26 protein-coding genes and 1 other annotated feature are annotated in these 22,547 nt (G+C 68.4%); of the genes, 15 read left to right on the top strand and 11 right to left on the bottom strand.

Translation table 11 applies throughout. From position 1 onward, the window contains the following. The coding region (locus ABN401_RS14135; RefSeq protein WP_349685505.1) for a response regulator at nucleotides 1–708 on the bottom strand (708 nt) is incomplete at its 3' end. A gap of 88 nt (nucleotides 709–796) precedes the next feature. Between ABN401_RS14135 and ABN401_RS14130 the strand changes: the two genes are divergently transcribed. From ABN401_RS14130 to vapC, 3 genes are read left to right on the top strand one after another with little or no spacing between them, the layout of a single operon-like run. Further along, complete coding sequence (locus tag ABN401_RS14130; RefSeq protein ID WP_349685504.1) at nucleotides 797–1,675, top strand: branched-chain amino acid aminotransferase; 879 nt, start codon at nucleotides 797–799, stop codon at nucleotides 1,673–1,675. A 59-nt stretch (nucleotides 1,676–1,734) separates the two neighbouring features. Next, a complete protein-coding gene (locus ABN401_RS14125; RefSeq protein ID WP_349685503.1) occupies nucleotides 1,735–1,929 on the top strand; it encodes a type II toxin-antitoxin system VapB family antitoxin in 195 nt (64 codons plus the stop codon). Next, nucleotides 1,926–2,330, top strand: a complete 405-nt coding sequence (gene vapC, locus ABN401_RS14120; protein WP_349685502.1) for a type II toxin-antitoxin system VapC family toxin — start codon at nucleotides 1,926–1,928, stop codon at nucleotides 2,328–2,330. Before ABN401_RS14125 ends, vapC begins: the two co-directional genes overlap by 4 nt. A gap of 13 nt (nucleotides 2,331–2,343) precedes the next feature. Here the strand turns inward: vapC and ABN401_RS14115 are convergent, their stop codons facing one another. Next, a complete protein-coding gene (locus ABN401_RS14115; protein ID WP_349685501.1) occupies nucleotides 2,344–3,825 on the bottom strand; it encodes a SulP family inorganic anion transporter in 1,482 nt (493 codons plus the stop codon). Between the two features lie 50 nt (nucleotides 3,826–3,875). Next, nucleotides 3,876–3,929 (bottom strand) — a sequence feature (sul1 is cis-regulatory element that is thought to sense ions involved in sulfur or methionine metabolism; They are found in Alphaproteobacteria). A gap of 226 nt (nucleotides 3,930–4,155) precedes the next feature. Between ABN401_RS14115 and ABN401_RS14110 the strand changes: the two genes are divergently transcribed. From ABN401_RS14110 to ABN401_RS14095, 4 genes are read left to right on the top strand one after another with little or no spacing between them, the layout of a single operon-like run. Then, nucleotides 4,156–5,427 carry a NupC/NupG family nucleoside CNT transporter gene (locus ABN401_RS14110; protein WP_349685500.1) on the top strand — a complete coding sequence of 424 codons (1,272 nt, stop codon included), beginning with the start codon at nucleotides 4,156–4,158 and terminating at the stop codon, nucleotides 5,425–5,427. 17 nt (nucleotides 5,428–5,444) lie between these two features. After that, nucleotides 5,445–6,065 carry a glutathione S-transferase family protein gene (locus ABN401_RS14105; RefSeq protein ID WP_349685499.1) on the top strand — a complete coding sequence of 207 codons (621 nt, stop codon included), beginning with the start codon at nucleotides 5,445–5,447 and terminating at the stop codon, nucleotides 6,063–6,065. Nucleotides 6,066–6,101: 36 nt separating this feature from the next. Beyond that, nucleotides 6,102–6,407: a type II toxin-antitoxin system Phd/YefM family antitoxin gene (locus tag ABN401_RS14100; RefSeq protein WP_349685498.1), complete on the top strand. Its 306-nt coding sequence runs from the start codon at nucleotides 6,102–6,104 to the stop codon at nucleotides 6,405–6,407. Then, nucleotides 6,404–6,772, top strand: coding sequence for a type II toxin-antitoxin system VapC family toxin (locus ABN401_RS14095; protein WP_349685497.1), 369 nt, complete (start codon nucleotides 6,404–6,406; stop codon nucleotides 6,770–6,772). The genes ABN401_RS14100 and ABN401_RS14095 overlap by 4 nt, the downstream gene beginning before the upstream one ends. Here ABN401_RS14095 and ABN401_RS14090 read toward each other — a convergent pair whose 3' ends face one another. Further along, a complete protein-coding gene (locus tag ABN401_RS14090) occupies nucleotides 6,773–7,204 on the bottom strand; it encodes a PaaI family thioesterase (protein ID WP_349685496.1) in 432 nt (143 codons plus the stop codon). A gap of 47 nt (nucleotides 7,205–7,251) precedes the next feature. Here ABN401_RS14090 and ABN401_RS14085 point away from each other — a divergent pair, with 47 nt between their 5' ends. The 3 genes from ABN401_RS14085 (at nucleotide 7,252) to ABN401_RS14075 (ending at nucleotide 9,279) form a co-directional block, all read left to right on the top strand. Next, nucleotides 7,252–7,566, top strand: a complete 315-nt coding sequence (locus tag ABN401_RS14085) for a DUF3253 domain-containing protein (RefSeq protein ID WP_349685495.1) — start codon at nucleotides 7,252–7,254, stop codon at nucleotides 7,564–7,566. Nucleotides 7,567–7,708: 142 nt separating this feature from the next. Next, nucleotides 7,709–8,287 carry a uracil-DNA glycosylase family protein gene (locus tag ABN401_RS14080; protein ID WP_349685494.1) on the top strand — a complete coding sequence of 193 codons (579 nt, stop codon included), beginning with the start codon at nucleotides 7,709–7,711 and terminating at the stop codon, nucleotides 8,285–8,287. Then, nucleotides 8,284–9,279: an alpha/beta fold hydrolase gene (locus tag ABN401_RS14075; RefSeq protein ID WP_349685493.1), complete on the top strand. Its 996-nt coding sequence runs from the start codon at nucleotides 8,284–8,286 to the stop codon at nucleotides 9,277–9,279. Before ABN401_RS14080 ends, ABN401_RS14075 begins: the two co-directional genes overlap by 4 nt. Here ABN401_RS14075 and purD read toward each other — a convergent pair. Together purD and ABN401_RS14065 are read right to left on the bottom strand one after the other, a co-directional pair. Further along, nucleotides 9,276–10,568 (bottom strand): phosphoribosylamine--glycine ligase, encoded by a 1,293-nt coding sequence (gene purD / locus ABN401_RS14070; protein ID WP_349685492.1) that lies wholly within the window; start codon nucleotides 10,566–10,568, stop codon nucleotides 9,276–9,278. The two genes, ABN401_RS14075 and purD, sit on opposite strands and share 4 nt — an antisense overlap. A 50-nt stretch (nucleotides 10,569–10,618) precedes the next feature. After that, on the bottom strand, nucleotides 10,619–10,774 hold the full coding sequence (locus ABN401_RS14065) for a hypothetical protein (RefSeq protein ID WP_349685491.1): 156 nt from the start codon (nucleotides 10,772–10,774) through the stop codon (nucleotides 10,619–10,621). 64 nt (nucleotides 10,775–10,838) lie between these two features. Here ABN401_RS14065 and xseA point away from each other — a divergent pair, with 64 nt between their 5' ends. The 4 genes from xseA (at nucleotide 10,839) to ABN401_RS14045 (ending at nucleotide 14,141) form a co-directional block, all read left to right on the top strand. Further along, the gene (gene xseA, locus ABN401_RS14060) at nucleotides 10,839–12,431 is read left to right on the top strand and encodes an exodeoxyribonuclease VII large subunit (protein WP_349685490.1); all 1,593 of its coding nucleotides are present in this window, start codon (nucleotides 10,839–10,841) and stop codon (nucleotides 12,429–12,431) included. Between the two features lie 52 nt (nucleotides 12,432–12,483). Next, a complete protein-coding gene (locus ABN401_RS14055) occupies nucleotides 12,484–12,678 on the top strand; it encodes a DUF2093 domain-containing protein (protein ID WP_349685489.1) in 195 nt (64 codons plus the stop codon). After that, nucleotides 12,675–13,526: a M23 family metallopeptidase gene (locus tag ABN401_RS14050; RefSeq protein ID WP_349685488.1), complete on the top strand. Its 852-nt coding sequence runs from the start codon at nucleotides 12,675–12,677 to the stop codon at nucleotides 13,524–13,526. Before ABN401_RS14055 ends, ABN401_RS14050 begins: the two co-directional genes overlap by 4 nt. Nucleotides 13,527–13,619: 93 nt before the next feature. Continuing rightward, on the top strand, nucleotides 13,620–14,141 hold the full coding sequence (locus tag ABN401_RS14045) for a response regulator (RefSeq protein ID WP_349685487.1): 522 nt from the start codon (nucleotides 13,620–13,622) through the stop codon (nucleotides 14,139–14,141). Here the strand turns inward: ABN401_RS14045 and ABN401_RS14040 are convergent. Further along, complete coding sequence (locus ABN401_RS14040) at nucleotides 14,102–15,034, bottom strand: lysophospholipid acyltransferase family protein (RefSeq protein WP_349685486.1); 933 nt, start codon at nucleotides 15,032–15,034, stop codon at nucleotides 14,102–14,104. The two genes, ABN401_RS14045 and ABN401_RS14040, sit on opposite strands and share 40 nt — an antisense overlap. 183 nt (nucleotides 15,035–15,217) lie before the next feature. Then, the gene (locus tag ABN401_RS14035; RefSeq protein WP_349685485.1) at nucleotides 15,218–15,988 is read right to left on the bottom strand and encodes an SDR family NAD(P)-dependent oxidoreductase; all 771 of its coding nucleotides are present in this window, start codon (nucleotides 15,986–15,988) and stop codon (nucleotides 15,218–15,220) included. A gap of 231 nt (nucleotides 15,989–16,219) precedes the next feature. Here ABN401_RS14035 and tipF point away from each other — a divergent pair, with 231 nt between their 5' ends. Further along, nucleotides 16,220–17,494, top strand: coding sequence for a flagella assembly cyclic-di-GMP phosphodiesterase TipF (gene tipF / locus ABN401_RS14030; protein ID WP_349685484.1), 1,275 nt, complete (start codon nucleotides 16,220–16,222; stop codon nucleotides 17,492–17,494). Nucleotides 17,495–17,684: 190 nt separating this feature from the next. On the opposite strand, the gene lpxK is transcribed toward tipF, so the two are convergent. From lpxK to ABN401_RS14010, 4 genes are read right to left on the bottom strand one after another with little or no spacing between them, the layout of a single operon-like run. Beyond that, nucleotides 17,685–18,689 carry a tetraacyldisaccharide 4'-kinase gene (gene lpxK / locus ABN401_RS14025; RefSeq protein WP_349685483.1) on the bottom strand — a complete coding sequence of 335 codons (1,005 nt, stop codon included), beginning with the start codon at nucleotides 18,687–18,689 and terminating at the stop codon, nucleotides 17,685–17,687. A gap of 40 nt (nucleotides 18,690–18,729) precedes the next feature. After that, nucleotides 18,730–20,013, bottom strand: a complete 1,284-nt coding sequence (locus ABN401_RS14020) for a 3-deoxy-D-manno-octulosonic acid transferase (protein ID WP_349685482.1) — start codon at nucleotides 20,011–20,013, stop codon at nucleotides 18,730–18,732. After that, nucleotides 20,010–20,696, bottom strand: a complete 687-nt coding sequence (locus tag ABN401_RS14015; protein ID WP_349685481.1) for a lysophospholipid acyltransferase family protein — start codon at nucleotides 20,694–20,696, stop codon at nucleotides 20,010–20,012. The genes ABN401_RS14020 and ABN401_RS14015 overlap by 4 nt, the downstream gene beginning before the upstream one ends. A gap of 1 nt (nucleotide 20,697) precedes the next feature. Then, the gene (locus ABN401_RS14010) at nucleotides 20,698–22,527 is read right to left on the bottom strand and encodes an ABC transporter ATP-binding protein (RefSeq protein WP_349685480.1); all 1,830 of its coding nucleotides are present in this window, start codon (nucleotides 22,525–22,527) and stop codon (nucleotides 20,698–20,700) included. Nucleotides 22,528–22,547: the final 20 nt, after the last annotated feature.

Genomic DNA, 22,547 nt, shown 5'->3' with positions numbered 1-22,547 from the left:
GGCCAGCATGTAGCCGATGCCGCGCACGGTCTGCAGGTAGCGCGGGTTCTTGGGATCGACCTCGAGCTTGCGCCTCAGACGGGTCACCTGGACGTCCACCGCGCGGCCGGTGATGTCGGCCGTGTCGGGCGACAGGTCCATCCGCTCGACCGGGGCATGGGCGTTGAGGGCCAGGGTCTTCAGCAACTGCGCCTCGGCCTCGGTCAGCCGCATCGGCGCGCCGTCGCGGGTCAGCTCCAGCCGCTCCAGGTCGAACAGGGCGGGCCCCAGCTTGATCTCGCGCGGCATGATCGGCTTGACCCCGGTCCGCCTCAGGATGGCGTCGATCCGCAGCGCCAGTTCACGAGGCTCGAAGGGCTTGGACATATAGTCGTCCGCCCCGCGCGACAGGCCCTCGATCCGGTCGGCCGGATCGCCGCGCGCGGTCAGCAGCAGCACCGGCGTGCGCGACAGCTGCGCCTTGTTGCGGACCCAGGTCGTCAGCTCCAGCCCGCTTTCGCCCGGCATCATCACGTCCAGAACGACCAGGTCGAACTCGATCAACTCCATCAGGCGACGGGCGGCGGCGGCGTGCGCCGCACCCGTCACGCGATAGCCCTCGCGCGCCAGAAACTCCTTCAGCAGCTCGCGAATCCGGTCGTCGTCGTCGACGATCAGCAAGTGCCGGCCGACGCCCGCTCCGGCCACGGGTCCGGACCGGCTGCTCATGCCTCGGCTCCGATTCGGCCGATCCCGGCGTTGACCTGAGGCGTCCGGGAAGGTCTAACCGGCAAATCTGCGCAGGAGACGTTGTTCAATGGCCTTGGTTCCTTTCGACGATCGTGACGGCTGGATCTGGTTCGATGGCGAATTCGTGCCCTGGCGGGAAGCGAAAACGCACGTTCTGACCCATGCCCTGCACTACGGTTCGTCGGTGTTCGAAGGGGAGCGTATGTATGGCGGGGAAATCTTCAAGCTGACAGAGCATTCCGAACGTCTGGCCCGATCGGCCGAACTGCTGGACTTCACCCTGCCGTACTCGGTCTCCGAGATCGACCAGGCGTGCCGCGATACCTGCGCCAGGATGGGGATGGAGGACGCCTACATCCGGCCCGTCGCCTATCTCGGGCCGGAACAGACCTCGGTCTCGGCTCTGAACAACAAGGTTCACGTCGCCATCGCCGTGTGGGACTGGCCCAGCTATTTCGACCCCGAGGTCAAGAAGAAGGGCATCCGTCTGGAGTGGGCCAAATGGCGCCGCCCCGACCCTCTGACCGCCCCGACCACCGCCAAGGCGGCCGGCCTCTACATGATCTGCACCATGTCCAAGAACGCCGCCGAGCGGCGAGGCTTCTCGGACGCCATGATGCTGGACTGGCGCGGCTATGTCGCCGAGGCGACCGGCGCCAACGTCTTCTTCGTCCAGGACGGCGTGATCCATACGCCGGACGTGACCCACATCCTGAACGGCATCACCCGCCAGACGGTGATCGACCTGGCGCAGGCCAGGGGCATCGAGGTCGTGGTGCGCCACATCCGCCCGGAAGAGCTGTCGACCTTCAGCGAGTGCTTCCTGACCGGCTCGGCCGCCGAGGTGACCCCGGTCCAGCTGATCGGCGAATACACCTTCACCCCCGGCGATATCAGCCTGGGTCTGATGGACGACTACGGCAAGCTGGTTCGGCGCATCGGCTGAGGTCCACTTGAGGCTCTCGGCCCCAGCGGCTATGTGTATGGTTGATCTGGATCATACACATGCGCACCAATATCGAGATCGATGACAAGCTTATCGCCGAGGCCATGAAAGCGACGGGCGCGAAGACGAAACGCGAAGCGGTCGAGGAAGGCTTGCGGACCGTTGTGCGTTTGCGAGCCCAGGCCGAGATTCGCGAATTCCGCGGCAAGCTCCACTGGGAAGGTGACCTGGACGCGATGAGAACCGACGATTGATCATCGTCGATTCCAGCGTCTGGGTGGATTTCTTTCGCGACCGGCCAACCCGCGAAGTCGAGTATCTCGACAGCATTCTGGGTGTCGAGGACCTGCTCACAGGCGACCTGGTTCTCGCCGAAGTGCTTCAGGGGTTCAGAGACGACCACGACTTCGTTGCTGCACAGTCGCTGATGACCAGCCTGATCGTTGTCGAGGTCGCCGGTCAGGCCTGTGCTGAACAGGCCGCTCGAAACTACCGCATTCTCCGGTCAAGGGGCGTCACCGTCCGAAAGACCATAGACAGCCTGATCGCCACCCGCTGTATTCTGGACGACCTCACCCTGCTCTACAGCGACCGCGACTTCGACGGGTTCGTCCGTCACCTCGGATTGCGCTCGGCCCTGCCCGAACCCGCCTGACCCTCCGCGCGCCTCAGTGTGCGGCGGCCGTCGGCAGGTGGTCCTTGTCGTGGCGGCCGACCTTGTCGACCAGGGTCCGCGCCGCCGCGTTCATGCCGATGACCTCGACCTCGGCCCCCTGGCGGCGATAGCGGAACACCACCTTGTCGACGGCGGCCACGCCGGTCAGGTCCCACAGGTGCGCGCCCGTCATGTCGATCTCGACGCGGGTCGGATGGCCGTGGTGCTCGAAGGCGGCTGCGAAGACGTCGGCCGAGGCGAAGAACAGATTACCGGTCACCCGATAGTGCAGGTGACCCTCATCGGGGACCTCGATCTCCTCGACGACGACGGTCTTGCCGACCTTTCGCATGAAGAAGATCGCCGACAGGACCACGCCCAGCACCACCCCCTTGGACAGGTCGTGGGTCGCCACCACCGTCGCGGTCGTCGCGATCATGACGACCGAGGACTGGATCGGGGTGGAGCGCAGCCTCAACACTGAGCCCCAGTCGAAAGTGCCGACCGAGACCATGATCATCACGGCCACCAGCGCCGCCATCGGGATCTGCGCCACCCAGTCCTGAAGCACCAGGATCAGGAACAGCAGGAACAGCCCGGCCCAGAGAGTCGACAGCCGCCCGCGCGCGCCACTCGTCACATTGATGATCGACTGGCCGATCATGGCGCAGCCCGCCATGCCGCCGAACAGGGACGAGGCGATGTTGGCGATGCCCTGGCCGCGCGTCTCGCGGTCCTTGTCCGAGGGCGTGTCGGTGATGTCGTCCAGCAGGTTGGCGGTCAGCAGGCTCTCCAGCAGGCCGACGAAGGCGAGGGTCGCCGCCACCGGCCCGATGATCGCCAGGGTCTCCCACGTCAGCGGCACGTTCGGCAGGTGGAACATCGGCAGGGTCGAGGGCATCTGGCCCATGTCGCCCACGGTGCGCACGTCCAGGCTCATGAAGATCACCAGGGCACTGATCGCCACGATGGCGACCAGGGGCGACGGCACCGCCTTCGTGATCCGCGGAAAGCCGTAGATGATCACCAGGGACGCGCCGACCAGGGCGAAGGTCTGCCAGTTGGCCCCGATCAGCTCGGGCATCTGGGCCAGGAAGATCAGGATGGCCAGGGAGTTGACGAAGCCCGTCATCACGCTGCGCGATACGAACTTGATGTAGCGACCCAGTTTGAACAGGCCGACGATGATCTGGAACACCCCGGTCAGCAGCGACGCGGCGAACAGATATTCCAGCCCGTGATCGCGCACGAGCCCGACCATCAGCAGGGCCATCGCGCCCGTCGCCGCCGAGATCATCGCCGGTCGTCCGCCCACGAAGGCGATCGTCACCGCGATGACGAAACTGGCGTACAGGCCCACCGACGGGTCGACGCCGGCGATGATGGAAAAGGCGATGGCCTCAGGGATCAGGGCCAGGGCCACGACGGTGCCGGCCAGCAGGTCGCGTCTGGGATTCGCGAGCCATTGCTCACGCGCCGAGGCGAGAAGGGTCATGGTCAGATCTGTCGTTCAGGCGGCCCGGGCGCTCGGCCTCGACTTCCGCTGGTGTCCCGGGGGATCGGCGCCCGGGGTAGCCACCCGGTCGCGCCGGGTCCCTGTTCACCGTCCTTGTCGGATAATGCGCCGCAACAGGCAAGGACGGGACGCGTTGCGTCCGATTTCGACGCATCCAGGCCGTAGGGTGCGGCGCGTCGCGCTCGGTTCCGGGCTGAGATGAGAGAAGTGAGAGTCACTTTCACGCCGGTCTCCCACTCTCACCCTTGCCACGCCGCCAGTGGTTCGCTTGAACGGATGGACCGGCGGGGGGCCGGACAGGACACCTGAATGTTCAGCCCACTGAACCTGCAGAGCCTTGCCGGGCTCATCGTCATCGTCGTCGCCTGCTGGCTGTTGTCGGAGAACCGCCGGCAGTTCCCCTGGCGATTGGCCCTGGGCGCCGTCGCCGCTCAGGCGGTGCTGGTGCTGGCCCTGTTCACTCTGCCGGGATCGCAGAACGTGCTCGCGGCCGTCACAGGGGCCGTGGACGGCCTGACGGCGGCGACGGCGCGGGGCACCCAGTTCGTGTTCGGCTATCTGGCGGGCGGCGACCAGCCCTACGCGGTGACCAACGCCTCGGGCCTGTTCACCTTCGCCTTCAACGTCCTGCCGTTGATCCTGGTCATCTCGGCGCTGTCGGCCCTGTTGTGGCACTGGCGCATCCTGAAGTGGATCACCCTGGGCTTCGGCTTCGTCTTCCAGCGCACCATGGGGCTGGGCGGGGCCTCCGCGCTCGCCGTCGCGGCCAACATCTTCCTCGGCATGATCGAGAGCCCACTGGTCATCCGGGCCTATCTGGACAAGCTGACCCGATCCGAGATCTTTCTGATGATGGTGGTGGGCCTGGGCACCGTGGCCGGGTCCACCATGGTGGCCTATGCCTCGATCCTGGGCCCCGTGCTGCCGAACGCGGCGGGCCATGTGCTGGTGGCGTCGATCGTCTCGGCCCCGGCGGGCATCCTGCTGGCCCGCATCATCATTCCGGAAAAGCCGGGGGAGGGCGGGGCGGTCGCCGACTACGGCTCTGCGCTGAAATACGACAGCGCCATAGACGCCATCGTCAAAGGCACCGCCGATGGCCTGATGGTGGTGCTGAACATCTCGGCCGTGCTGATCGTGTTCGTCGCCCTGGTCGCCCTGGTGAACATCATGATCGGCGGCGTCTGGCTGTTTGACGCGCCGGTGACGGTCGAGCGTCTGCTGGGATGGCTGTTCATGCCCCTGGCCTGGCTGATCGGGGTCGACTGGTCCGAGGCCGGCAAGGCGGGCTGGCTGCTGGGCGTGAAGCTGACCCTGACCGAGTTCGTGGCCTTCATCGAACTGGGCCGGGTGCCGCTGGAGGACATGAGCGAGCGGACGCGGATGCTCTTGACCTATGCCCTGTGCGGCTTCGCCAACATCGGCTCGGTGGGCATCACCGTGACCGGCCTGTCGGTGCTGATCCCCGAGCGGCGCGAGGAGGTCCTGGGCATGGTCTGGAAGGCCCTGTTTGCGGGCTTCCTGACGACCCTGATGACGGCGGCGGTTGTCGGCGCGATGCCCGCCTCCATATTCGCCTGAACCGGAGACCGACCGCCATGAAGCTCTACGACAGCCACCGCGCTCCCAATCCCCGGCGCGTCCGCTGGGTCATGGCCGAGAAAGGCATCGAGGACGTCGAGATCGTCCAGGTCGACATCATGGCGGGCGACCATAAGACACTCGACTATCGTGCCCGCGTCGGCGTGCCCCACGTCCCGGCGCTGGAGCTGGACGACGGCACCGTCATCTCCGAATCCGTCGCCATCGGCCGCTACATCGAGGCGCTATACCCCGAGCCAAACCTGTTCGGCCACGATCCCCGCGAACAGGCCATCGTCGAGATGTGGACCCGCCGCTGCGAGTTCTATCTGGCCAACCCCATCATGCTGAACGTGCGCCTGACCCACCCGGCCCTGGCCGCGCTGGAGGCGCACCAGCAGCCCCAGGTGGCCGACTACAACCGCACCGCCGCCGAGCGGTTCATGCGGACGCTGGACCGGCATCTGGCGGACCACGCGTACATCGCCCTGGACCGCTTCACCATCGCCGACATCGTGGGCGCGGTCGGGCTGGATTTCGCGCGGCTGGTCAAGTACCGGCCGCCGGAGGAACTGACCCACCTGCATCGCTGGCTGGACGCCTGCCGCGCCCGGCCTGCGGCCAAGGCGGGGATCTAGGTTGAAACTGCAGGTTAGCTAAGTTAGCTTACCTGCATGGCCGTCACTGCGAACATCCACGAGGCCAAGACCACGCTGTCCAAGCTGATCCAGCGTGCGCTGGACGGCGAGGAGGTCATCATCGCCAAGGCTGGCAAACCTTTGGTGACGCTGAAGCCTTTGCGTCAGGCCAGTTCGGTTCAGGATCGGATGGCGATCTTCGGCAAATACGAAGGGCAAATGATCCTCTCAGACGACTGGGAGGAGTCGGCCTTCGATGCAGAGATGCATCGCAAATGGTTCGGCGACGAACCCGCAGAGGCGAAAGTCGCCGAACCGCCCTCGCGCTTCGACACTGAATGACGCTTCTGCTGGACGCCAACGTCGCTGTTTGGTGGCTGAGCAATCGTCGCCGCCTCAGGCCGCAGGTGGTCGATACGATCGCGCGGAGCGCTTGCCTGTTCAGCACGGCTTCCTTGTTGGAGCTGACCGCCAAGGCCTCCACGGGACGGCTGATCTTCACCGGCAGCATGAAGGCGGACCTGGCCCGGCTCTGCGTTTGGCTGCCGGTCACTGCGCCGCATGCCCTCCACGTTCAGACCCTGCCCCGCATCAACAACGACCCTTTTGATCGGGTCATCGTCGCCCAGGCCATGATCGAAGGCCTGACGCTCGTCACCGGTGACCATCTGCTGGCCGATTATGGCGTCCCCGTCCTGCTGACCTGATCAGCGCGGCGTGAACTTCCGGATGATGCCCGAATAGGTCATCAGCGTCCGCTCGCCCGTCGTGATCTGTCCGCGCACGAAGATCAGCGAGCCGCCCGCGCGCACCACCTCGCCCGTCGCCTCGATCAGTTCGCCGACGTAGGCGCCGTCGATCAGGGTGGAATCGAGCTGCACCGTCACGCCGTTCTTGCCCTCCATCTCCTGATAGGCGGTCTGGAACAGGGCGATGTCGGCGAAGGTCATCAGGCAGCCGCCATGCATCCGGTCGCCGGCGTTCATGTGCTTGGGCTCGGCGCGGAAGGCACAGCGCATGCGGCCGTCGGGGTCGGGCTTGAAATAGAAGGGCCCCACCACCTGGTCGAAGGTGCCGTGCAGGTCATAGGTCTGCCATCCGGCGAACTCGCCCTCCGCTACCGTGATCTTGGCCACCATGTTGAACCCGCCTTACTTTCACTCTCGCAGTGCAGCATATAGGCGCGATGAGCGACCCAATCGAAGCGGCAATTTTCGAGACCCTGGCCAAGGCCGATCCGAAGGGCGTCGGCGGCAAGTCCGTCGAACCGGCGGACGTGGCCAAGCACATCCAGACCGAGCAGTGGCAGCGGGTTCTTCCCAAGGTGCGGGCCACGGCGCTGCATCTGATGCGGCAGGGGCGGCTGACCATCACCAAGAAGGGCAAGGTCGTCGATCCGTCCAGCTTCCGCGGCGTCACTCGCCTGCGCCTGCCGACCGAGGCCGAGACGGCGGCGGCTCTGGCCGCCTTGCCGCCCGCGCTGGCCGAGGATGATGATTGATCTCTTCCGCTCATCCCCGCGAAAGCGGGGACCCACACCTTAAGTGAGGCAAGATCCTTTGGGATCATCATCCCGGACCCAGACAGAGGCCAGGACGCCCAAAGCACTGGGTCCCCGCTTTCGCGGGGATGAGCGGGAAGGGTTGGATCAGGTCCTGGCCGACATCCGCGCCTGTCGAGCGTGTCTGGGCGAGCTGCCGCATGAGCCCCGGCCCGTGGTCCGGGTCTTTCCCGAGACGCGGCTGCTGATCTGCGGCCAGGCGCCCGGCCGCCGCGTGCACGAGAGCGGCATGCCGTTCACCGACCCGTCCGGCGACCGCCTGCGCGACTGGATGGGGATCGACAGCCAGACCTTCTATGGCGATCCCCGCATCGGCGTGGCGGCCCAGGCCTTCTGCTATCCCGGCACGGCACCCCGGGGCGGGGACTATCCTCCGCCCCGTCGCTGCGCGACACTTTGGCGGCCTCGGTTGATGGCGGCCTTGCCGGACATGGAACTGACCCTGCTGGTCGGCGGCTACAGCCAGGCCTGGGCTCTGGCCGACCGCGCGAAGGCGACCATGACCGAAACGGTGCGGGCGTGGCGCGCTTATGCCCCCGACATCCTGCCGATGCCCCACCCCTCCTGGCGAAACACCGCCTGGCTGAAGCGGAATCCCTGGTTCGAGGCCGAGGTCGTGCCCTGGCTGCGCGGCCGGGTCAGGGAGATCCTGGCCCCATGATCCGCGCGCTCGTCCTCGCCGCCCTGATCCTCGCACTGCCGGCCTGCGCTGCGCCCTTCGTGCAGTCGCCGCTGACGCCGCCGCCGGGGTTCGCCGGACCCGAGATTCAGGAGCGGGCCTTCGTCGTGCAGGACGGGGCGCGGCTGCCCTATCGGCTCTGGGCCCCGGCGGAGGAGCCATGGGCCGTCGTCGTCGCCCTGCACGGCATGAACGACCACTCGGCCGCCTTCCGCCTGGCCGGGCCGTGGTGGGCCGAGCGGGGCATCGCGACCTATGCCTATGACCAGCGCGGCTTCGGGGCCTCGCCCGGGCGCGGCCTGTGGCCCGGCGAGGCCCTGATGGTCGAGGACCTGCGCACCATCGTCGCCCTGGTCCGCGCCCGTCACCCGAACGCCCACATCGCCGTGGTGGGCGAAAGCATGGGCGGGGCGGTTGCCATCTCGGCGCTGGCCTCCGATCGCCCACCCGATGCCGATCAGGCCATCCTTCTGGCCCCGGCGGTCTGGGGGTGGTCGAGCCAGAGCCCGTTCAACCGCGCCAGCCTGTGGATCACCGCGCGTCTGCTGGGCGACCGCGCGGTCGAGCCGCCGGACTGGGCGGTGCGCGACATCCGGGCCACGGACAATCTGATGGAGCTGATCGCCAACGGAAACGACCCGCGTTTCATCCGCTCCACCCGTTTCGACGCCCTGCACGGCCTGGTTGATCTGATGGAAAGCGCGACGATCAAACTGGGGCAGGCGAGGGGGCCGGTCGCCCTGCTGTATGGCGCGAACGACCAGATCATCGAGAAGGGCCCGATGCGGCGCGCCCTGATCCGCGCGGGTGATCCGACGAACCTTCGCACCGCCTGGTATGCGGACGGCTGGCACCTGTTGAACCGTGACCTCCAGGCCGAGGTGGTCTTCGCCGACATCGAGGCCCTGCTGCGAGACCCCGCTGCTCCTTTGCCGAGCGGCGCGCCCGAAATCCTGCCGCAGCTCCGTCGCTAGTCGTCGTCGGCGGGCAGCCGCTCCATCGCCCGCCAGCCGATATCGGTCCGGTTGAAGCCGCCCGGCCAGTCGATCATTCGGATCGCGCGATAGGCCCGCTCCCGCGCCTCTGCGATGTCGGACCCCTCGGCGCAAATGTTCAGCACCCGGCCGCCGCTGGCCACCAGGGTGCCGTCCTCCCGGCGCGCCGTGCCGGCGTGGAAGACCTGGACATGAGGACCGAAGTCCTGGTCCGTGCCCCGGATAATCGAGCCTTCCAGGGGGCTGTCGGGATAGCCCTTGGCCGCCATGACGACGCAAATCACCGTTTCGGCCTTGAACTGGGGCTCTGGCAGGCGCGAGACGTCGCCGCGCGCGCAGGCCAGCAGATAGGGCACAATATCGACCGCCAGCCGCATCATCAGCACCTGGCATTCGGGGTCGCCGAAACGGGCGTTGAATTCCACCACCCTGGGGCCGTCTTCGGTCGACATCAGGCCGGCGTACAGCACACCCCGATAGGGCGCGCCTTCCAGGGCCATGGCTTTCAGCGTCGGCTGCACGATGCGCCGGTTGGCCGCCATGACCAGCTCCTCGTCGAACACCGGGGCGGGCGAATAGGCCCCCATGCCGCCGGTGTTCGGCCCCAGGTCGCCGTCGAAGGCGCGCTTGTGGTCCTGGGCCCCGCCGAACAGCAGGGCGCGCTTGCCGTCGCACAGGGCGAAGAGCGAGCCCTCTTCGCCCTCCATGAACTCCTCGATGACGACGCGGGCCCCCGCCTCGCCGAAGCGACCGCCCAGCATCCGCTCGATCTCGGCCTCGGCGTCGTGCCGATCCGGGCTGATGGCCACGCCCTTGCCGGCGGCCAGGCCGTCGGCCTTGATCACATAGGGCGGCTTGAAGACCTTGAGCGCCGCGCGGGCGTCCTTGATCCGCTCATAGACGCCGTAGTGGGCGGTCGGGATCTCGTGCCGGGCCATGAAGGCCTTGGAAAAGGCCTTGGACGTCTCCAGCTGCGCCGCCTTCGCGGTCGGTCCGAAGCAGGGAATGCCGGCCGCGTTCAACCGGTCCGCCAGCCCGGCCTCCAGCGCCACCTCCGGCCCCACGACCACCAGCCCGACGCCCAGTTCGCGCGCCAGCCGAGCCAGCCCTTCGGCATCGGTCGTCTTGTAGCCCGGCAGGCACTCCGCGACCCTGGCGATCCCGGGATTGCCGGGCGCGCAGTACAGCCGCTCGACCAGCGGCGATTGCCGGATTTTCCAGGCCAGGGCGTGCTCGCGCCCTCCAGACCCGACGAGGAGGATGTCCATGCCCGGGCAATGGCCGGGCCGCCCCGGCGGGTCAAGGCCTGAGCGGACGCTCAGAGCACGGCGGAAAGGCCGTAGACCACGAGACCGAGCAGAAGCAGGCCGAACAGGATCAGCCACACGCCGACCGCCGGCGTCCCGCTCCGGCGCGCGAGGTCGCGTTCGCGCGGGTCTTCCTCGTCGCGGGGCGGGATCGGATTTTCGGTCATGCGGCCAGAGCTAGAAGGCGATTACGGCGGTTTCGGCGCCGAGTGGGTCCGGGTATGAAGGCGAATGACCGACGACTATGTCTTCGCAGGCGGTGCCGAGCCCGTCCCGGCTCCGCCGCGCGACAACAACCCGCCGCTGTCGATCTCCGAGCTGTCGTTCGCCCTGAAGCGGACGCTCGAGGACCGGTTCGGTCATGTCCGGCTGCGGGGCGAGATTTCCAAGGTCAATCGCCACGCCTCGGGCCACGTCTATCTGACGCTCAAGGACGACAAGTCGGCGATCGATGGCGTGGTCTGGAAGGGGGCCGTGCGCGGCCTGGGCGTGCAGCCCGAGACGGGGCTGGAGGTCATCGTCACCGGCAAGATCACCTCCTATCCGGCGCGGTCGTCCTATCAGATCGTTATCGAATCGATGGAGGCGGCGGGCGCCGGGGCCCTGCTGGCCCAGCTGGAGCGGCTGAAAGTCAAGCTGGCGGGCGAGGGACTGTTCGAGGCGGGGCGCAAGAAACCGATCCCCCTCTATCCCCGCACCATCGGCGTCATCACCAGCCCGACCGGCGCGGTGATCCGCGACATCCTTCACCGCATCGCCGAGCGTTGGCCCTGCCATGTGATCGTCTGGCCCGTGGTGGTCCAGGGCGACGCGGCCTGTGGTCAGGTGTCGGCGGCCATCCGGGGGTTCGACGCCATGACGCCGGGCGGATCGATCCCACGGCCCGACCTGCTGATCGTGGCGCGTGGCGGGGGCTCGGTCGAGGACCTGTGGTGCTTCAACGACGAAGGCCTGGCGCGCACCGTGGCGGCCGCCAGCATCCCGATTATCTCGGCCGTGGGTCACGAGACTGACACCACCCTGATCGACTTCGTCTCCGATCGCCGCGCGCCCACGCCCACGGGCGCGGCGGAGATCGCGACGCCGGTGCTGGCGGAACTGCGGGCGGCGGTCACCGATCTGGAGCAGCGGATTGACCGGGCGGGGGCGCGACTGCTGGAGGATCGCCGTGTCCGCCTGCGCGCCGTCGCGCGCGGCCTGCCCGCCCGGCCCGAGGAACTGGTCGCCGTGCCGCAACAGAGGCTGGACCATGCGGCGAGCAAGCTGCTGGCGGGGCTGCGCCGCAACACCGAGGTGCATCATCGACGGTTCACGGGGATGGCGTCGCGCCTCGGGCCCGCCCTGCTGGACCGCGCTCTGGAGCAGCGGGCGGCCCGTCTGGACGGGCAGGGCACCCGTCTGTCCGCGGCCCTGTCGGCCAACGCCGCCGTGCACGAACGTCGCCTGCTGCGCGTGTCGGGCCGTCTGAGCGACGCATCGATCCGGCGACGCCTCGACCAGCGCGCTCTGAAGCTCGATGCTCTTGCGGCGCGGTTGGAGCGACCGCTGCCTCTCGCCCAGAGGCAGGCCGAGGCGCGCTTGGCCGCTCTGGGCCGAGCCCTCGCCAGCCTTGATCCGAGACGGCCCAAGCCCGGCTTCGCTCGCATCGACGATGAGGCCGGTCGCATGATTACCTCCGCCGCCGCCCTGTCGCCGGGTCAGACGGTCACCGTGACCTTCCCCGACGGATCACGCGGGGCTCAGATCGACGGAGACGCGGGACCTCGCGCCCGGCAGGCCGTGAAGCCCCGACCGGCCCCGACCGCCCAGGGCGATCTGTTCTGACGCGGCGGACGGGGAGGAGACGAACGGCCCGTCCCGCGTTAAGTTCACGCCCATGAGCACCACCCCGACCCCCGCCTCGCTGCACTATGGCGACGGCGAATTCGCGATCCTGAAGCCCGGCCCCTTCGTGCGGTGCGCGGTGACCGACCGGCCGATCCCGCTGGACGTCCTGCGTTACTGGTCCGCCGAGCGGCAGGAGGCCTACTATGGGCCCGCCGAGGCCCTGTCGCGGATGGTCGAGCCGTGACACCGGACCGGCGCCGACTGCTGATCGGTGCCGCCGCGGCGGGCCTCGCCGGCCCGGCGTTCGGCCGCGATCCCGCCGACCTCGTCCTGACCGGCCGCCTGGTTCAAGGCGGTTTCGTGATGGGCCGAACCTGGCCGCGCGCCCTGATCTTCGTCGATGGCGAGGCCCTGACGACCGCGTCGGCGTCGGGCCATTTCGTCGTCGGCTTCGACCGGGACGCCCCGGGGTCGGTGTCATTTGAGTCCCGCGCCGGAAGACGGTCGCAGCGGCGGACCCTGCCCATCGTGACCGGGACATTTCCGTCCAGCCGAATCAACGGCCTGCCGCCCTCGACCGTCTCACCGACCGATCCCGCCCTGCTGGAGCGCATCGCCCGCGAGGTCGCTCTGAAGACCGAGGGGTTCGCCAGCCGGATCGACACCGACGACTTTCGCTCGGGGTTCGACTGGCCGCTGCAGACCTATCGCGTCACCAGCCATTGGGGTGCCCAACGCGTCCTGAACGGCACGCCCGCGCGGCCGCACTACGGCATCGACCTGGCCGCCCCACAGGGGTCGCCGATCCGGGCTCCAGCCGACGGCGTCGTCACCCTGGCACAACCGGCGATGCATTTCGAAGGGGGGCTGACCCTGATCGATCACGGCCAGGGATTGATCAGCGCCTATCTGCATCAGTCGCGGATCGACGTGTTGCCGACCCAGCGAATCAGTCGGGGCCAGATCATCGGCGCGGTCGGAATGACCGGCCGCGCCACGGGTCCGCATCTGTGCTGGCGGCTGCGTTGGCGCGACCGCCAGATCAATCCCGCGCTTCTTGTGGGCTATTCGGCACCAGAAACCGGTTACTAGGCGGGTCGAACCGGTCCGGACCATGGACGTTCTGGCGCTGTCTGCATAAAGTTCCGCCTTTGATCGCCATGGGGCGGTTGTCCTCGCCAAACCATGTCCGCACTCCAGTCCCTTCATATCCTGCTGGTGGACGACAACCAGCACATGCGCGCCATTGCGTCGGCGATCCTGCAATCGGCGGGTGTGCGCAGCATCCGCGAGGTCTCAGATGGCGCGGCCGCTCTGGACGCCGTTCGTGATCACGCGGTGGATCTGGCCATCGTCGACTTCAACATGTTCCCGCTGGACGGGGTGGAGTTCACCCGCCTGATCCGCAACAGCCCCGACAGCGCCAATCCTTATCTGCCGATCATCATGATGACCGGCCATTCGGAGAAGAGCCGAGTCTATGAGGCGCGCGACGCCGGCGTCACCGAGTTCGTCGTCAAACCGATCACCGCCAAGGCTGTGTTCGATCGCATCCAGGCCGTCATCATGCGACCCCGGCCGTTCGTGAAGACGGAAGACTATTTCGGTCCCGACCGCCGGCGCGTGAATAGCCCGAATTTCAGGGGGCCGTTCCGTCGCTCGACGGATCAGATCGAGATCGAAGACGCGGGGTCCAGCGCCGCATAAACCCGGTCGGGCCAGCGTTTGTGCACCCAGAACCAGTCCACCGGATGTTCTCGCACCCGTCCCTCGATGAAGGTGGTGATCGCCTGGACGCCGGCCGCGATGTCGGCCTGGCGGTCGCCAGTGGGCGTGATCTCGACCGGCTCGTGAGCCGTCACCCGAAACCGCACCCCGGGCAGGCGAACCACCGACATGGGCTGAATCACCGTTCCGAACCTGAGGGCCAGGCGGCTCGGGCCGGGCGCGGCGTTGACCGGCTGGCCGAAGAAGACGACCTCGGGCCCCTCGTTGAACTTCTGGTCGTTCATCAGGGCGACGCTCTCGCCACGGCTCATGCCCGCCAGCAGCTCGCGCGCGCCGTCCCCGCCCTTGGGCGCGAACAGCTTGATGCCGTAGCGGGCGCGCGCGGCGATGATCTGCGCGTCGACATAGGGGTTGTTGGCGGCGCGATAGGTCACCTGGACCGGAATGCCCGAGGCCACCAGCACCGCCGCCATGGTCTCGATGTTGGCCATATGGCCGGCGACGAAGACGACCGGTTTTCCCGAGGCCCGGATCGCCTCCAGCCGCTCGGCCCCGACAATGTCGATGCGGCCGGACGCGGGCGTCAGACGGTCCATGACAGCCGTCTCGGCGAAGGTGCGGCCGGTCTGTTCCCACTGGGCGACGGCCAGCCGCTCGCGCTCGGCCGGGTCCATGTCGGGAAACGCGATTCGCAAATTGCGGATCACCGTGCGGTGGGTGCCGGTGCGGGGCCCCAGCGTCCGCAGCACCCAACCGCCGAAGTTCGACGCCGCCCCCAGCCCGATCAGCCGCATCAGGCCGATGAACCCGGCGAAGGCCGCCGCCTCCAGTCGCCAGATCAGGTCCTGGCGAAGACTCGCCCGCTGGGTCATCCCGTCGCCCTCGCCCCACACGCCGTCATCCTCGGACTTGATCCGAGGATCAGACGCGGGACGCGCTCGGCGATAGGAGCAGGGTGCGGACGTAGACGCGTGCCCTTCGTCCGTCGTGCGTGAGGACGGTCCGATCCTCGGGTCAAGCCCGAGGATGACGGAGGAAGCGAAAAGTGGCCGTCCTCACCAGGCAATGGTGATCCCGCCGTCCACGACCAGGGTCTGGCCCGTCATGTAGTTGGAGGCGGGGGACGACAGATAGACCGCCGCTCCGGCGATCTCGTCCGGCTGGCCGATGCGGCGCAGGGGGGCCGGGTCGGTCGCGACCTTCAGGATCTCGGGGTTCTCCCACAGGTATTTGGCGAAGTCGGTCTGGACCAGGCCCGGCGCGATGCAGTTGACGCGCACGTTCGACGGTCCCCACTCGACGGCGAGGTTTCGCACCAGCTGCATGTCGGCGGCCTTGGAGATGTTGTAGGCCCCGATCAGGGCGTTGCCGCGCAGACCGCCGATCGACGACACCACGGTGATCGCCCCGTCCCTGCGCTCCAGCATCTGGGGCGCGACCATCTGGATCAGCCAGTGGTTGGAGACCACATTGTTCTGCAGGATCTTGTTGAACTGGTCGTCCGAGATACCCGCCATCGGCCCGGCATAGGGGTTGGACGCGGCGTTGCAGATCAGGATGTCGATCTTGCCGAAGGCGGCGTTGGTCTCGTCGACCAGCCGCTGAAGGTCTTCTTTCGAGGCGATGTTGGCCGGGATGGCGATGGCCCGGCCCTCGCCGTGTTTCGCGTTGATGGCGGCGGCGACCTCGTCGCAGGGGCCGGCCTTCCTCGACGAGATGACGACATTGGCCCCGTGTTCGGCCAGCCGTTCGGCGATGGCCTTGCCGATACCCTTGGACGAGCCGGTGATGACGGCGCATCTGCCGGTGAGATCGAACAGTTCCATGCGGTTGATTTCCTTCTCACCGAGCAACCCGGCGAAGGCCGGGGTCCAGATCACAGATTTATGCGGCTTGGATAGCCCACCGACGCGCACTGTCCAGCACCCGAGTTTTCCATCTGGACCCCGGCCTTCGCCGGGGTGCACGGAGAAAAGACAGGCCATGCCCTAGCGGTTCGGCCCTGATAGCCTGATACTCGACCGATTCCATCCGGGAAGTCGGACAAACCCGTTCCCATGCGTGCACTGACCAACGGCTTCCTGTTCTTCGGCTACGTCTTCCTGGCGATGACGGTCGGTGCCTTTCTGTGGCGGGCGGGCCTGGGCCTGGGGCCGGGGATCGCCGCGACCTTCGGCGTGCTGGGTGTGTTGGCGGCGGGCCATGCCCTGATAGGCGGGGCCGCCGAGCGCCGTCGCCTGAAGGCCGAGATCGACACAGTGCGAGAGGCGCATCGCCTGCTGGCAGACGCCATGGAGCAGACGCAGGGCGCGCTCGGCGACCTGGCCCAGGCCATCGAGGCCGGGGCCCTGACCCGCACCGAGGAACTGTCGGGCGAGGTCCGCATGCTGGAGGATCTGATCCAGCAGATGAGCGCCTCCATCGACCAGCGCCTGACGGTCACGCCCATGGTCGCGCCGGACAGCGCCGAGGCGCGGCGGCATCAGCAGTCCAGCCTGCTGCTCCGCACCGTCCACGACGCCCTGACCGAGAACCGCGTCGATCTGTATCTCCAGCCGCTGGTCACCCTGCCGCAGCGGCGGACGGTCTTCTACGAGAGCTTCACCCGGCTGCGCGATTCCACCGACCGGGTCATGATGCCCGCCGAATATCTGTCGATCGCCGAGGGCGAGGGGCTGGTGCCCGCCATCGACAACCTGCTGCTGTTCCGCTGCGCCCAGATCGTTCGCCGGCTGGCGCGTCAGGACCGCAAGGTCGGCGTCTTCTGCAACGTCGCCCTGTCCAGCCTGGGCGACGAGACCTTCTTCCCGCAGTTCCTGCAGTTCCTCAGCGAGAACCGCGACCTCAACCAGGCCCTGATCTTCGAGCTGGGCCAGGCGACGTTCGACGCGCGCGGCGCGGTCGAGGCGCGCAACATGGCCAAGCTGGCCGACCTCGGCTTCCGCTTCTCGCTGGACAAGGTCCAGACGCTGGACCTGGACTTCAACGACCTGCAGCGGTCGGACGTGAAGTTCGTCAAGGTCGCCGCCGACCTGCTGATCGAACAACTGCTGGACCTGGACGGCGGCTCGCCGATCCCGTCCCTGCGCGACATCCAGGCCGCCGACTTCGCCCAGCTGACCCGCCGTTACGGCATCGAGGTCATCGCCGAGAAATGCGAGAACGAGCGCCAGATCGTCGACATCCTGGAACTCGACATCACCCTTGCTCAGGGTCATTTGTTCGGCGAGCCGCGCGCCATCAAGGAAGCCGTCCTGGCCGAGACCGATCCGCCGGCAGACTTCGTGCGGTCCACGCTGATCAACGCGGAGAAGCGGCGGCGCTACGCCTGACAGGCCCCCAATTTCCTTCGTCATCCTCCGGCGAGCGCAGCGAGACCGGGGGACGCAGCGGCGCCGGAGCGAAGCGTAGGCGAAATGCTTCAGCGGATGCTGTGCGTGGCAGGTTCGCGCTCTCGCGCGCCGCTGCGTCCCCCGGTCTGCGGCGCTTCGCGCCTTGCCGGAGGATGACGAAAGAAAGCGATCAGGATTCCCAGCTCAACGACTTTGCGAACCCCGCCTCGTCCTCGAATTTCGCCACGACCGGCCAAGACTTGACGCGCGCCCGCCACTCCGCCGGCAGCCGCACCCAGTCCTTCTCGGTCGTGACCAGCCCCGCCTCGAACAGGGCCGCGCGATCGGCCAGAAACTCGAGGTCCTCCGCCCGATAGTCGGCGTGATCGGGGAAGGGCGCGAAGTCCTTCAGGTCGCATCCCGCCGCCTTCAGCGCCCGCTCCACCTTCCACGGCTTGGCGATCCCGGCGAACCCGACCTGAGGCCCCACCGGCGGCGGGCCTGAGGGCTCCAGCCGAGCGATGAAGACGGGCAGGGTGCCGAACATGGCCAGCAGCTCCGGATCGGCAGGGGGCGCATCGGCGGGCAGCAGCACGACGACCGCATCGGCCCGCGCCAGCCCCGCCGTCAGCGGCTCCCGCATCGGTCCGGAGGGAAACACCGACCCGTCGCCGAAGGGCCATTCGTCCTCGCGCGTCTCGCCGTCCACGACGATCAGGCTGAGGCTCTTTTTCAGCGCCGGGTTCTGGTGGCCGTCGTCCAGCACCAGGGTCCGAGCCCCTGCCGCCACCGCCGCCCGGGCCCCGGCCACCCGGTCCCGCGCCACCCACATCGGCGCGTCGCCCGCCAGCATGAGGGGTTCGTCGCCGACGTCCGCCGCTGAGTGCGCGGCCGGATCGACCCGCACCGGCCCCTCCAGCCGCCCGCCATAACCGCGCGACAGGCCATGCGCCTCGACATCCGCAGCTCGCAGCAGCCGCAGCACTTCGCGCGCCACGGGCGTCTTGCCCGAGCCTCCGACCGTCAGATTGCCGACGGAGATGACCGGCACGCCGACGTCCTCTCCCGGCGTCCGCGCGATCCGCCGCGCCGTCGCCGCCGCCCACAGCCAGGAGGCGGGCTTCAGCAGGGTCCGTGTCACCCGCCCGTGCCGGCCATGACGCTCGTACCACCAGCGAGGGGTGGAGACCTTCATATTCCTTCTCCCGCAAGGGCAGAAGCAAACCATGCGCCGCTCATCTTGAACGCCTTGGCAACAGGAGCTGCAGCGTCTCCCACAGCCGCTCCAGTCCGGCCCCGGCGTCGCTGGCCGCGCGCCGGGCGCGGTCGCCCATGGCACGGGCCGCCGCTGGGTCGTTCAGCAGGGGCGCGACGACGCCCGGCAGGTCGCCGGGCGAGGCGACGACGGCCAACGCGTCTGCCGCCGTCAGGGCGTCGGTCACCTCACGCCAGTTGTCCGCGTCCGGCCCGGCGACGGCGGGCTTGCCCAGCCGCGCGGGTTCCAGTGGATTGTGCCCGCCCCACGGATCGCGGCCCAGGAAGGACCCGAACGAGCCGCCCATCACGACCACGTCCGCCAGCCTGAGGAACAGGCCCAATTCGCCCAAGGTATCGGCGACATAGATGTCCGTCTCCGCGTTCGGCGCGGCCCCTTGCGAGCGCAGGGCGAAGCGATAGCCGTCGCGGCCGAGGGCGGTCGCGATCTCGCCCCCCCGCTCCGGATGGCGCGGCACCAGGATCAGGCACAGCCGCTCGGTCAGGCGGTCCAGCGCCCGGACCACGGCGATCTCCTCGCCCTCGTGGGTGCTCGCGGCGACCACCACCGGCCGGTCCCCGATCGCGGCCGACAGGGCGGTGAAGGCGCGTGCGTCGTGGGGCAGGGGGGCACCCGAGAGCTTCAGATTGACCAGTCCGTCTATCCGCCCGCCCATGGCCTGGATGCGATCCGCCGAGACGATGTCCTGCGGCATGATCCGGTCGAAGCTGCCGATCACGGTCCGCGCCGCGCCCGGAAACCGGGCCCAGCCCTCGGCCGTCTTTTCGGTGATGCGGGCGCTCACCAGGGCCAGCGGAACGCCCCGCGCCTTGGCCGCCCCGATCAGATTGGGCCACAGTTCGCTCTCGACGAAGACGCCCAGCGATGGCCGCCAGTGATCGAGAAAGGCCGTCACGGCACCTGGCGCATCCACGGGCGCGAACTGGTGAATCACCCCCTCCGGCAGCCGCCGCCCCAACAGTTCCGCAGACGTGAGTGTCCCCGATGTCACCAGCACCGTCAGGTCCGGTCGCGCCTTTCGGAACCGCTCGACCACCGGCAGCAGGCTCAGCGTCTCGCCCACGCTGACGCCGTGCAGCCAGACCAGATCTCCGGCGGGACGGGCCTCGCCCGCGACCCCCAGCCGCTCGTCCACCCGACGCGGATCCTCCTTGCCCTGCTTGGCCCGGGCGTCGAGCAACCGGGGGGCCAGAGGCTCCAGCATCCGGGTCAACAGCCGATAGGCGAACAGGGCCGGGCTCATATCCCCTCCAGCCCCGTGATCGCGTCCGCGCGCGCCTCCACCGCCGTAAGGCGCTCGCCCCACGCGGCGGCCACGGCGGCCAGGTCGCCGCCGTCGGGAAAGTGGTCGATCTCATAGACTATGGCACCGCGTCCGAACGGCAGGGGCAGAAGCGCCCGATCCCAGCTGTTCAGCCGCACCGCGGGCTTGCAGCTCATGCCGATGAACAGCACCGGCACCCCCGACATCCTCGCCATCAGGGGCAGGCCCTCGGCCATGACCCGCGCGGGGCCACGCGGTCCGTCCGGCGTGATGGCCAGCGCCCCGACCTTCAGCTGCTTCAGCCCGTCGCGCAGGGCGCGCGATCCACCTTTGGCCGCGTCCGCCTTGTCCTTGTTCGCCGAGGACCCACGCACGGCGGGAAAGCCCTGCAGAGCCACCGCTTTGGCGATAAATTGGCCGTCTGGACTAAGCGATATCAGGGCTTTGGCGGGTTGAGCTCGCGTCAGGTCCCAGCATGCGGGGCTGAGACCGATGCGCGAATGCCAGAAGGCGCACAGGACCCCGCCCCCCGCCGCCCAGACCGCCTCCGCACGCTCGCGACCCTCGTAGGTCCAGTGGATGGTGGAAAAGCAGAACCGCATCCAGCCGGCGAGCAGGCTGGACAAGACCGTCTGGATGACCGGATTGCGAAGCGGCCTCACCTCAGGCGACCGTGGCGACGGGCGGCGTTCCGTCCAGCGACTGCTGCCGGGCCAGCCGACTGTAGAGCCCGCCCTGTCGGATCAGGGCCGCGTGCGTGCCGCTCTCGACGATGCGCCCGCTCTCCAGCACCAGGATCCGGTCCGCGTGGCGCACGGTGGACAGCCTGTGGGCGATCATCAACGTTGATCGGCCCGCCATCAGCCGCTCCAGCGCCGCCTGCACCAGGGCCTCGCTCTCGGTATCGAGCGCCGAGGTCGCCTCGTCCAGCAACAGGATGGGCGCGTCCTTCAGGAAGGCCCGGGCGATGGCGATCCGCTGACGCTGACCGCCCGACAGCCTCAGCCCCCCTTCGCCCGCGCGGGTGGCATACCCCTCGGGCAGGGCGGCGATGAAGTCGTGGGCCGCTGCCGCCTGCGCTGCCGCCTCGATCTCGGCGGTCGTCGCCCCGGCCCGGCCATAGGCGATGTTGGCGGCGATCGTGTCGTCGAACAAAAAGGGCTCCTGGGTCACCAGGGCGATGCGGTCGCGCAGGTCGCTCAGCGAGAGGCCCCTTAGATCGGCCCCGTTGATGGTGATCGCCCCCTCCGTGACGTCGTAGAAGCGCGGGAGCAGGCTCAGAAGCGTCGATTTGCCCCCGCCCGAGGGCCCGACCAGGGCGACGGTCTCGCCCGGCCCCACCGACAGGGACACGTCCGTGATGGTCGGCGCGGCGGCAGAATAGGCGAAGGACACGCGATCGAAGACCACGGTCGCCGGTCCCTGGGCTAGAGGCTTCGGCCTCGGTGCCTCCCTGATTTCCGGCGCGATATCGAGCGCGCCGAACAGCCGCCTCGCCGCCGTCAGACCCTCGGCCATGACCGTCTGAAGATTGGTCACCTGACGCAGCGACTGGCCCGCCGACATCAACAGCCCGACATAGGCGGCGAAGGCTCCGACCGTCATCTGGTCCTGTCTGGCCTGCCACCCGGCGTAGGCCATGACGGCGGCGACGATCAGCATGGCGACCAGGTTGGACAGCGGCCCGGCGAAGGCGCGGCTGTCGGCCGACTTGATGACGTGGCGTTGGCGACGCCCCACGACTTCCGCCACGCGGGCTTCCTCGGCTGTCTCACGGTTCTCGATCTTGATGAGGCGAACGCCGTCCAGGTTCTCCATCAGGGCGGTCGACAGGTTCTCGGTCTCGACCATGGCCCCGGTCGTGGCCTTGCGCATCCGCTTGCCGAAGCGTCGGATGACCCAGGCGATCAGGGGCGCGCCTAACAGCACGATCAGCGTCAGCCGCCAGTCCAGCCAGGCCATGTAGAGCAGCACGGCGGTCAGGGTCAGGGCGTGCTGGGTGTAGTTCACCACCCCGTTGGTGAAGGCCTCGCGCACCAGATTGGCGTCGAACAGCACGCTGGAGACGAAGGCACCGGAGTGCTGGCTGCGCAACCGGGCCAGGTCGGCGCGGATCATGGCTCCGAACAGCCGGACCTGGATGTCCCCGACGATGCCGTGGCCCAGCCGGTTGACCAGGGCGGCCTGGCCGAGCGCCGCCAGGGTCCAGATCAGGCCCACCCCGATGATGACGGCGGGAATGGCGATCGGGGCGTTCTCCGGCTGGACGACGAAGACGCCCGCGACCGTCACGGGCCGGCCCAGGAACATGCCGTCGATCGCCGGCTGCAGCAGCTGCAGCACCGTCGCCGCGCTGACGCCTGCGATGGCCGCGCAGACCAGCGAGAGGATCAACGGCGCCTTGCGACGGGACAGGTAGTCGCGCCAGACACGGCCCAGCAGCCCGCGCGCGGGCGCGTCCGTGGGCTGGGCGAACGGGGCGGACGAGGTCATCCGCCCGAGGTCGGACGGCC

This window comes from Brevundimonas aurifodinae (genome assembly GCF_040195595.1).
Taxonomy (GTDB): Bacteria; Pseudomonadota; Alphaproteobacteria; order Caulobacterales; family Caulobacteraceae; genus Brevundimonas; species Brevundimonas aurifodinae.
Note: the sequence above shows the minus strand (reverse complement) of the source record. Positions and strands in the feature narration are given on the sequence as shown.

Bases quoted from the DNA above. Each gene is read 5' to 3' on its own strand.
- ABN401_RS14130 (WP_349685504.1), top strand. From the start codon at position 797: ATGGCCTTGGTTCCTTTCGACGATCGTGACGGCTGGATCTGGTTCGAT.
- ABN401_RS14125 (WP_349685503.1), top strand. From the start codon at position 1,735: ATGCGCACCAATATCGAGATCGATGACAAGCTTATCGCCGAGGCCATG.
- ABN401_RS14115 (WP_349685501.1), bottom strand. From the start codon at position 3,825: ATGACCCTTCTCGCCTCGGCGCGTGAGCAATGGCTCGCGAATCCCAGA.
- ABN401_RS14110 (WP_349685500.1), top strand. From the start codon at position 4,156: ATGTTCAGCCCACTGAACCTGCAGAGCCTTGCCGGGCTCATCGTCATC.
- ABN401_RS14105 (WP_349685499.1), top strand. From the start codon at position 5,445: ATGAAGCTCTACGACAGCCACCGCGCTCCCAATCCCCGGCGCGTCCGC.
- ABN401_RS14100 (WP_349685498.1), top strand. From the start codon at position 6,102: ATGGCCGTCACTGCGAACATCCACGAGGCCAAGACCACGCTGTCCAAG.
- ABN401_RS14095 (WP_349685497.1), top strand. From the start codon at position 6,404: ATGACGCTTCTGCTGGACGCCAACGTCGCTGTTTGGTGGCTGAGCAAT.
- ABN401_RS14090 (WP_349685496.1), bottom strand. From the start codon at position 7,204: ATGGTGGCCAAGATCACGGTAGCGGAGGGCGAGTTCGCCGGATGGCAG.
- ABN401_RS14085 (WP_349685495.1), top strand. From the start codon at position 7,252: ATGAGCGACCCAATCGAAGCGGCAATTTTCGAGACCCTGGCCAAGGCC.
- ABN401_RS14075 (WP_349685493.1), top strand. From the start codon at position 8,284: ATGATCCGCGCGCTCGTCCTCGCCGCCCTGATCCTCGCACTGCCGGCC.
- purD (WP_349685492.1), bottom strand. From the start codon at position 10,568: ATGGACATCCTCCTCGTCGGGTCTGGAGGGCGCGAGCACGCCCTGGCC.
- ABN401_RS14065 (WP_349685491.1), bottom strand. From the start codon at position 10,774: ATGACCGAAAATCCGATCCCGCCCCGCGACGAGGAAGACCCGCGCGAA.
- xseA (WP_349685490.1), top strand. From the start codon at position 10,839: ATGACCGACGACTATGTCTTCGCAGGCGGTGCCGAGCCCGTCCCGGCT.
- ABN401_RS14055 (WP_349685489.1), top strand. From the start codon at position 12,484: ATGAGCACCACCCCGACCCCCGCCTCGCTGCACTATGGCGACGGCGAA.
- ABN401_RS14045 (WP_349685487.1), top strand. From the start codon at position 13,620: ATGTCCGCACTCCAGTCCCTTCATATCCTGCTGGTGGACGACAACCAG.
- ABN401_RS14040 (WP_349685486.1), bottom strand. From the start codon at position 15,034: ATGACCCAGCGGGCGAGTCTTCGCCAGGACCTGATCTGGCGACTGGAG.
- ABN401_RS14035 (WP_349685485.1), bottom strand. From the start codon at position 15,988: ATGGAACTGTTCGATCTCACCGGCAGATGCGCCGTCATCACCGGCTCG.
- tipF (WP_349685484.1), top strand. From the start codon at position 16,220: ATGCGTGCACTGACCAACGGCTTCCTGTTCTTCGGCTACGTCTTCCTG.
- lpxK (WP_349685483.1), bottom strand. From the start codon at position 18,689: ATGAAGGTCTCCACCCCTCGCTGGTGGTACGAGCGTCATGGCCGGCAC.
- ABN401_RS14020 (WP_349685482.1), bottom strand. From the start codon at position 20,013: ATGAGCCCGGCCCTGTTCGCCTATCGGCTGTTGACCCGGATGCTGGAG.
- ABN401_RS14010 (WP_349685480.1), bottom strand. From the start codon at position 22,527: ATGACCTCGTCCGCCCCGTTCGCCCAGCCCACGGACGCGCCCGCGCGC.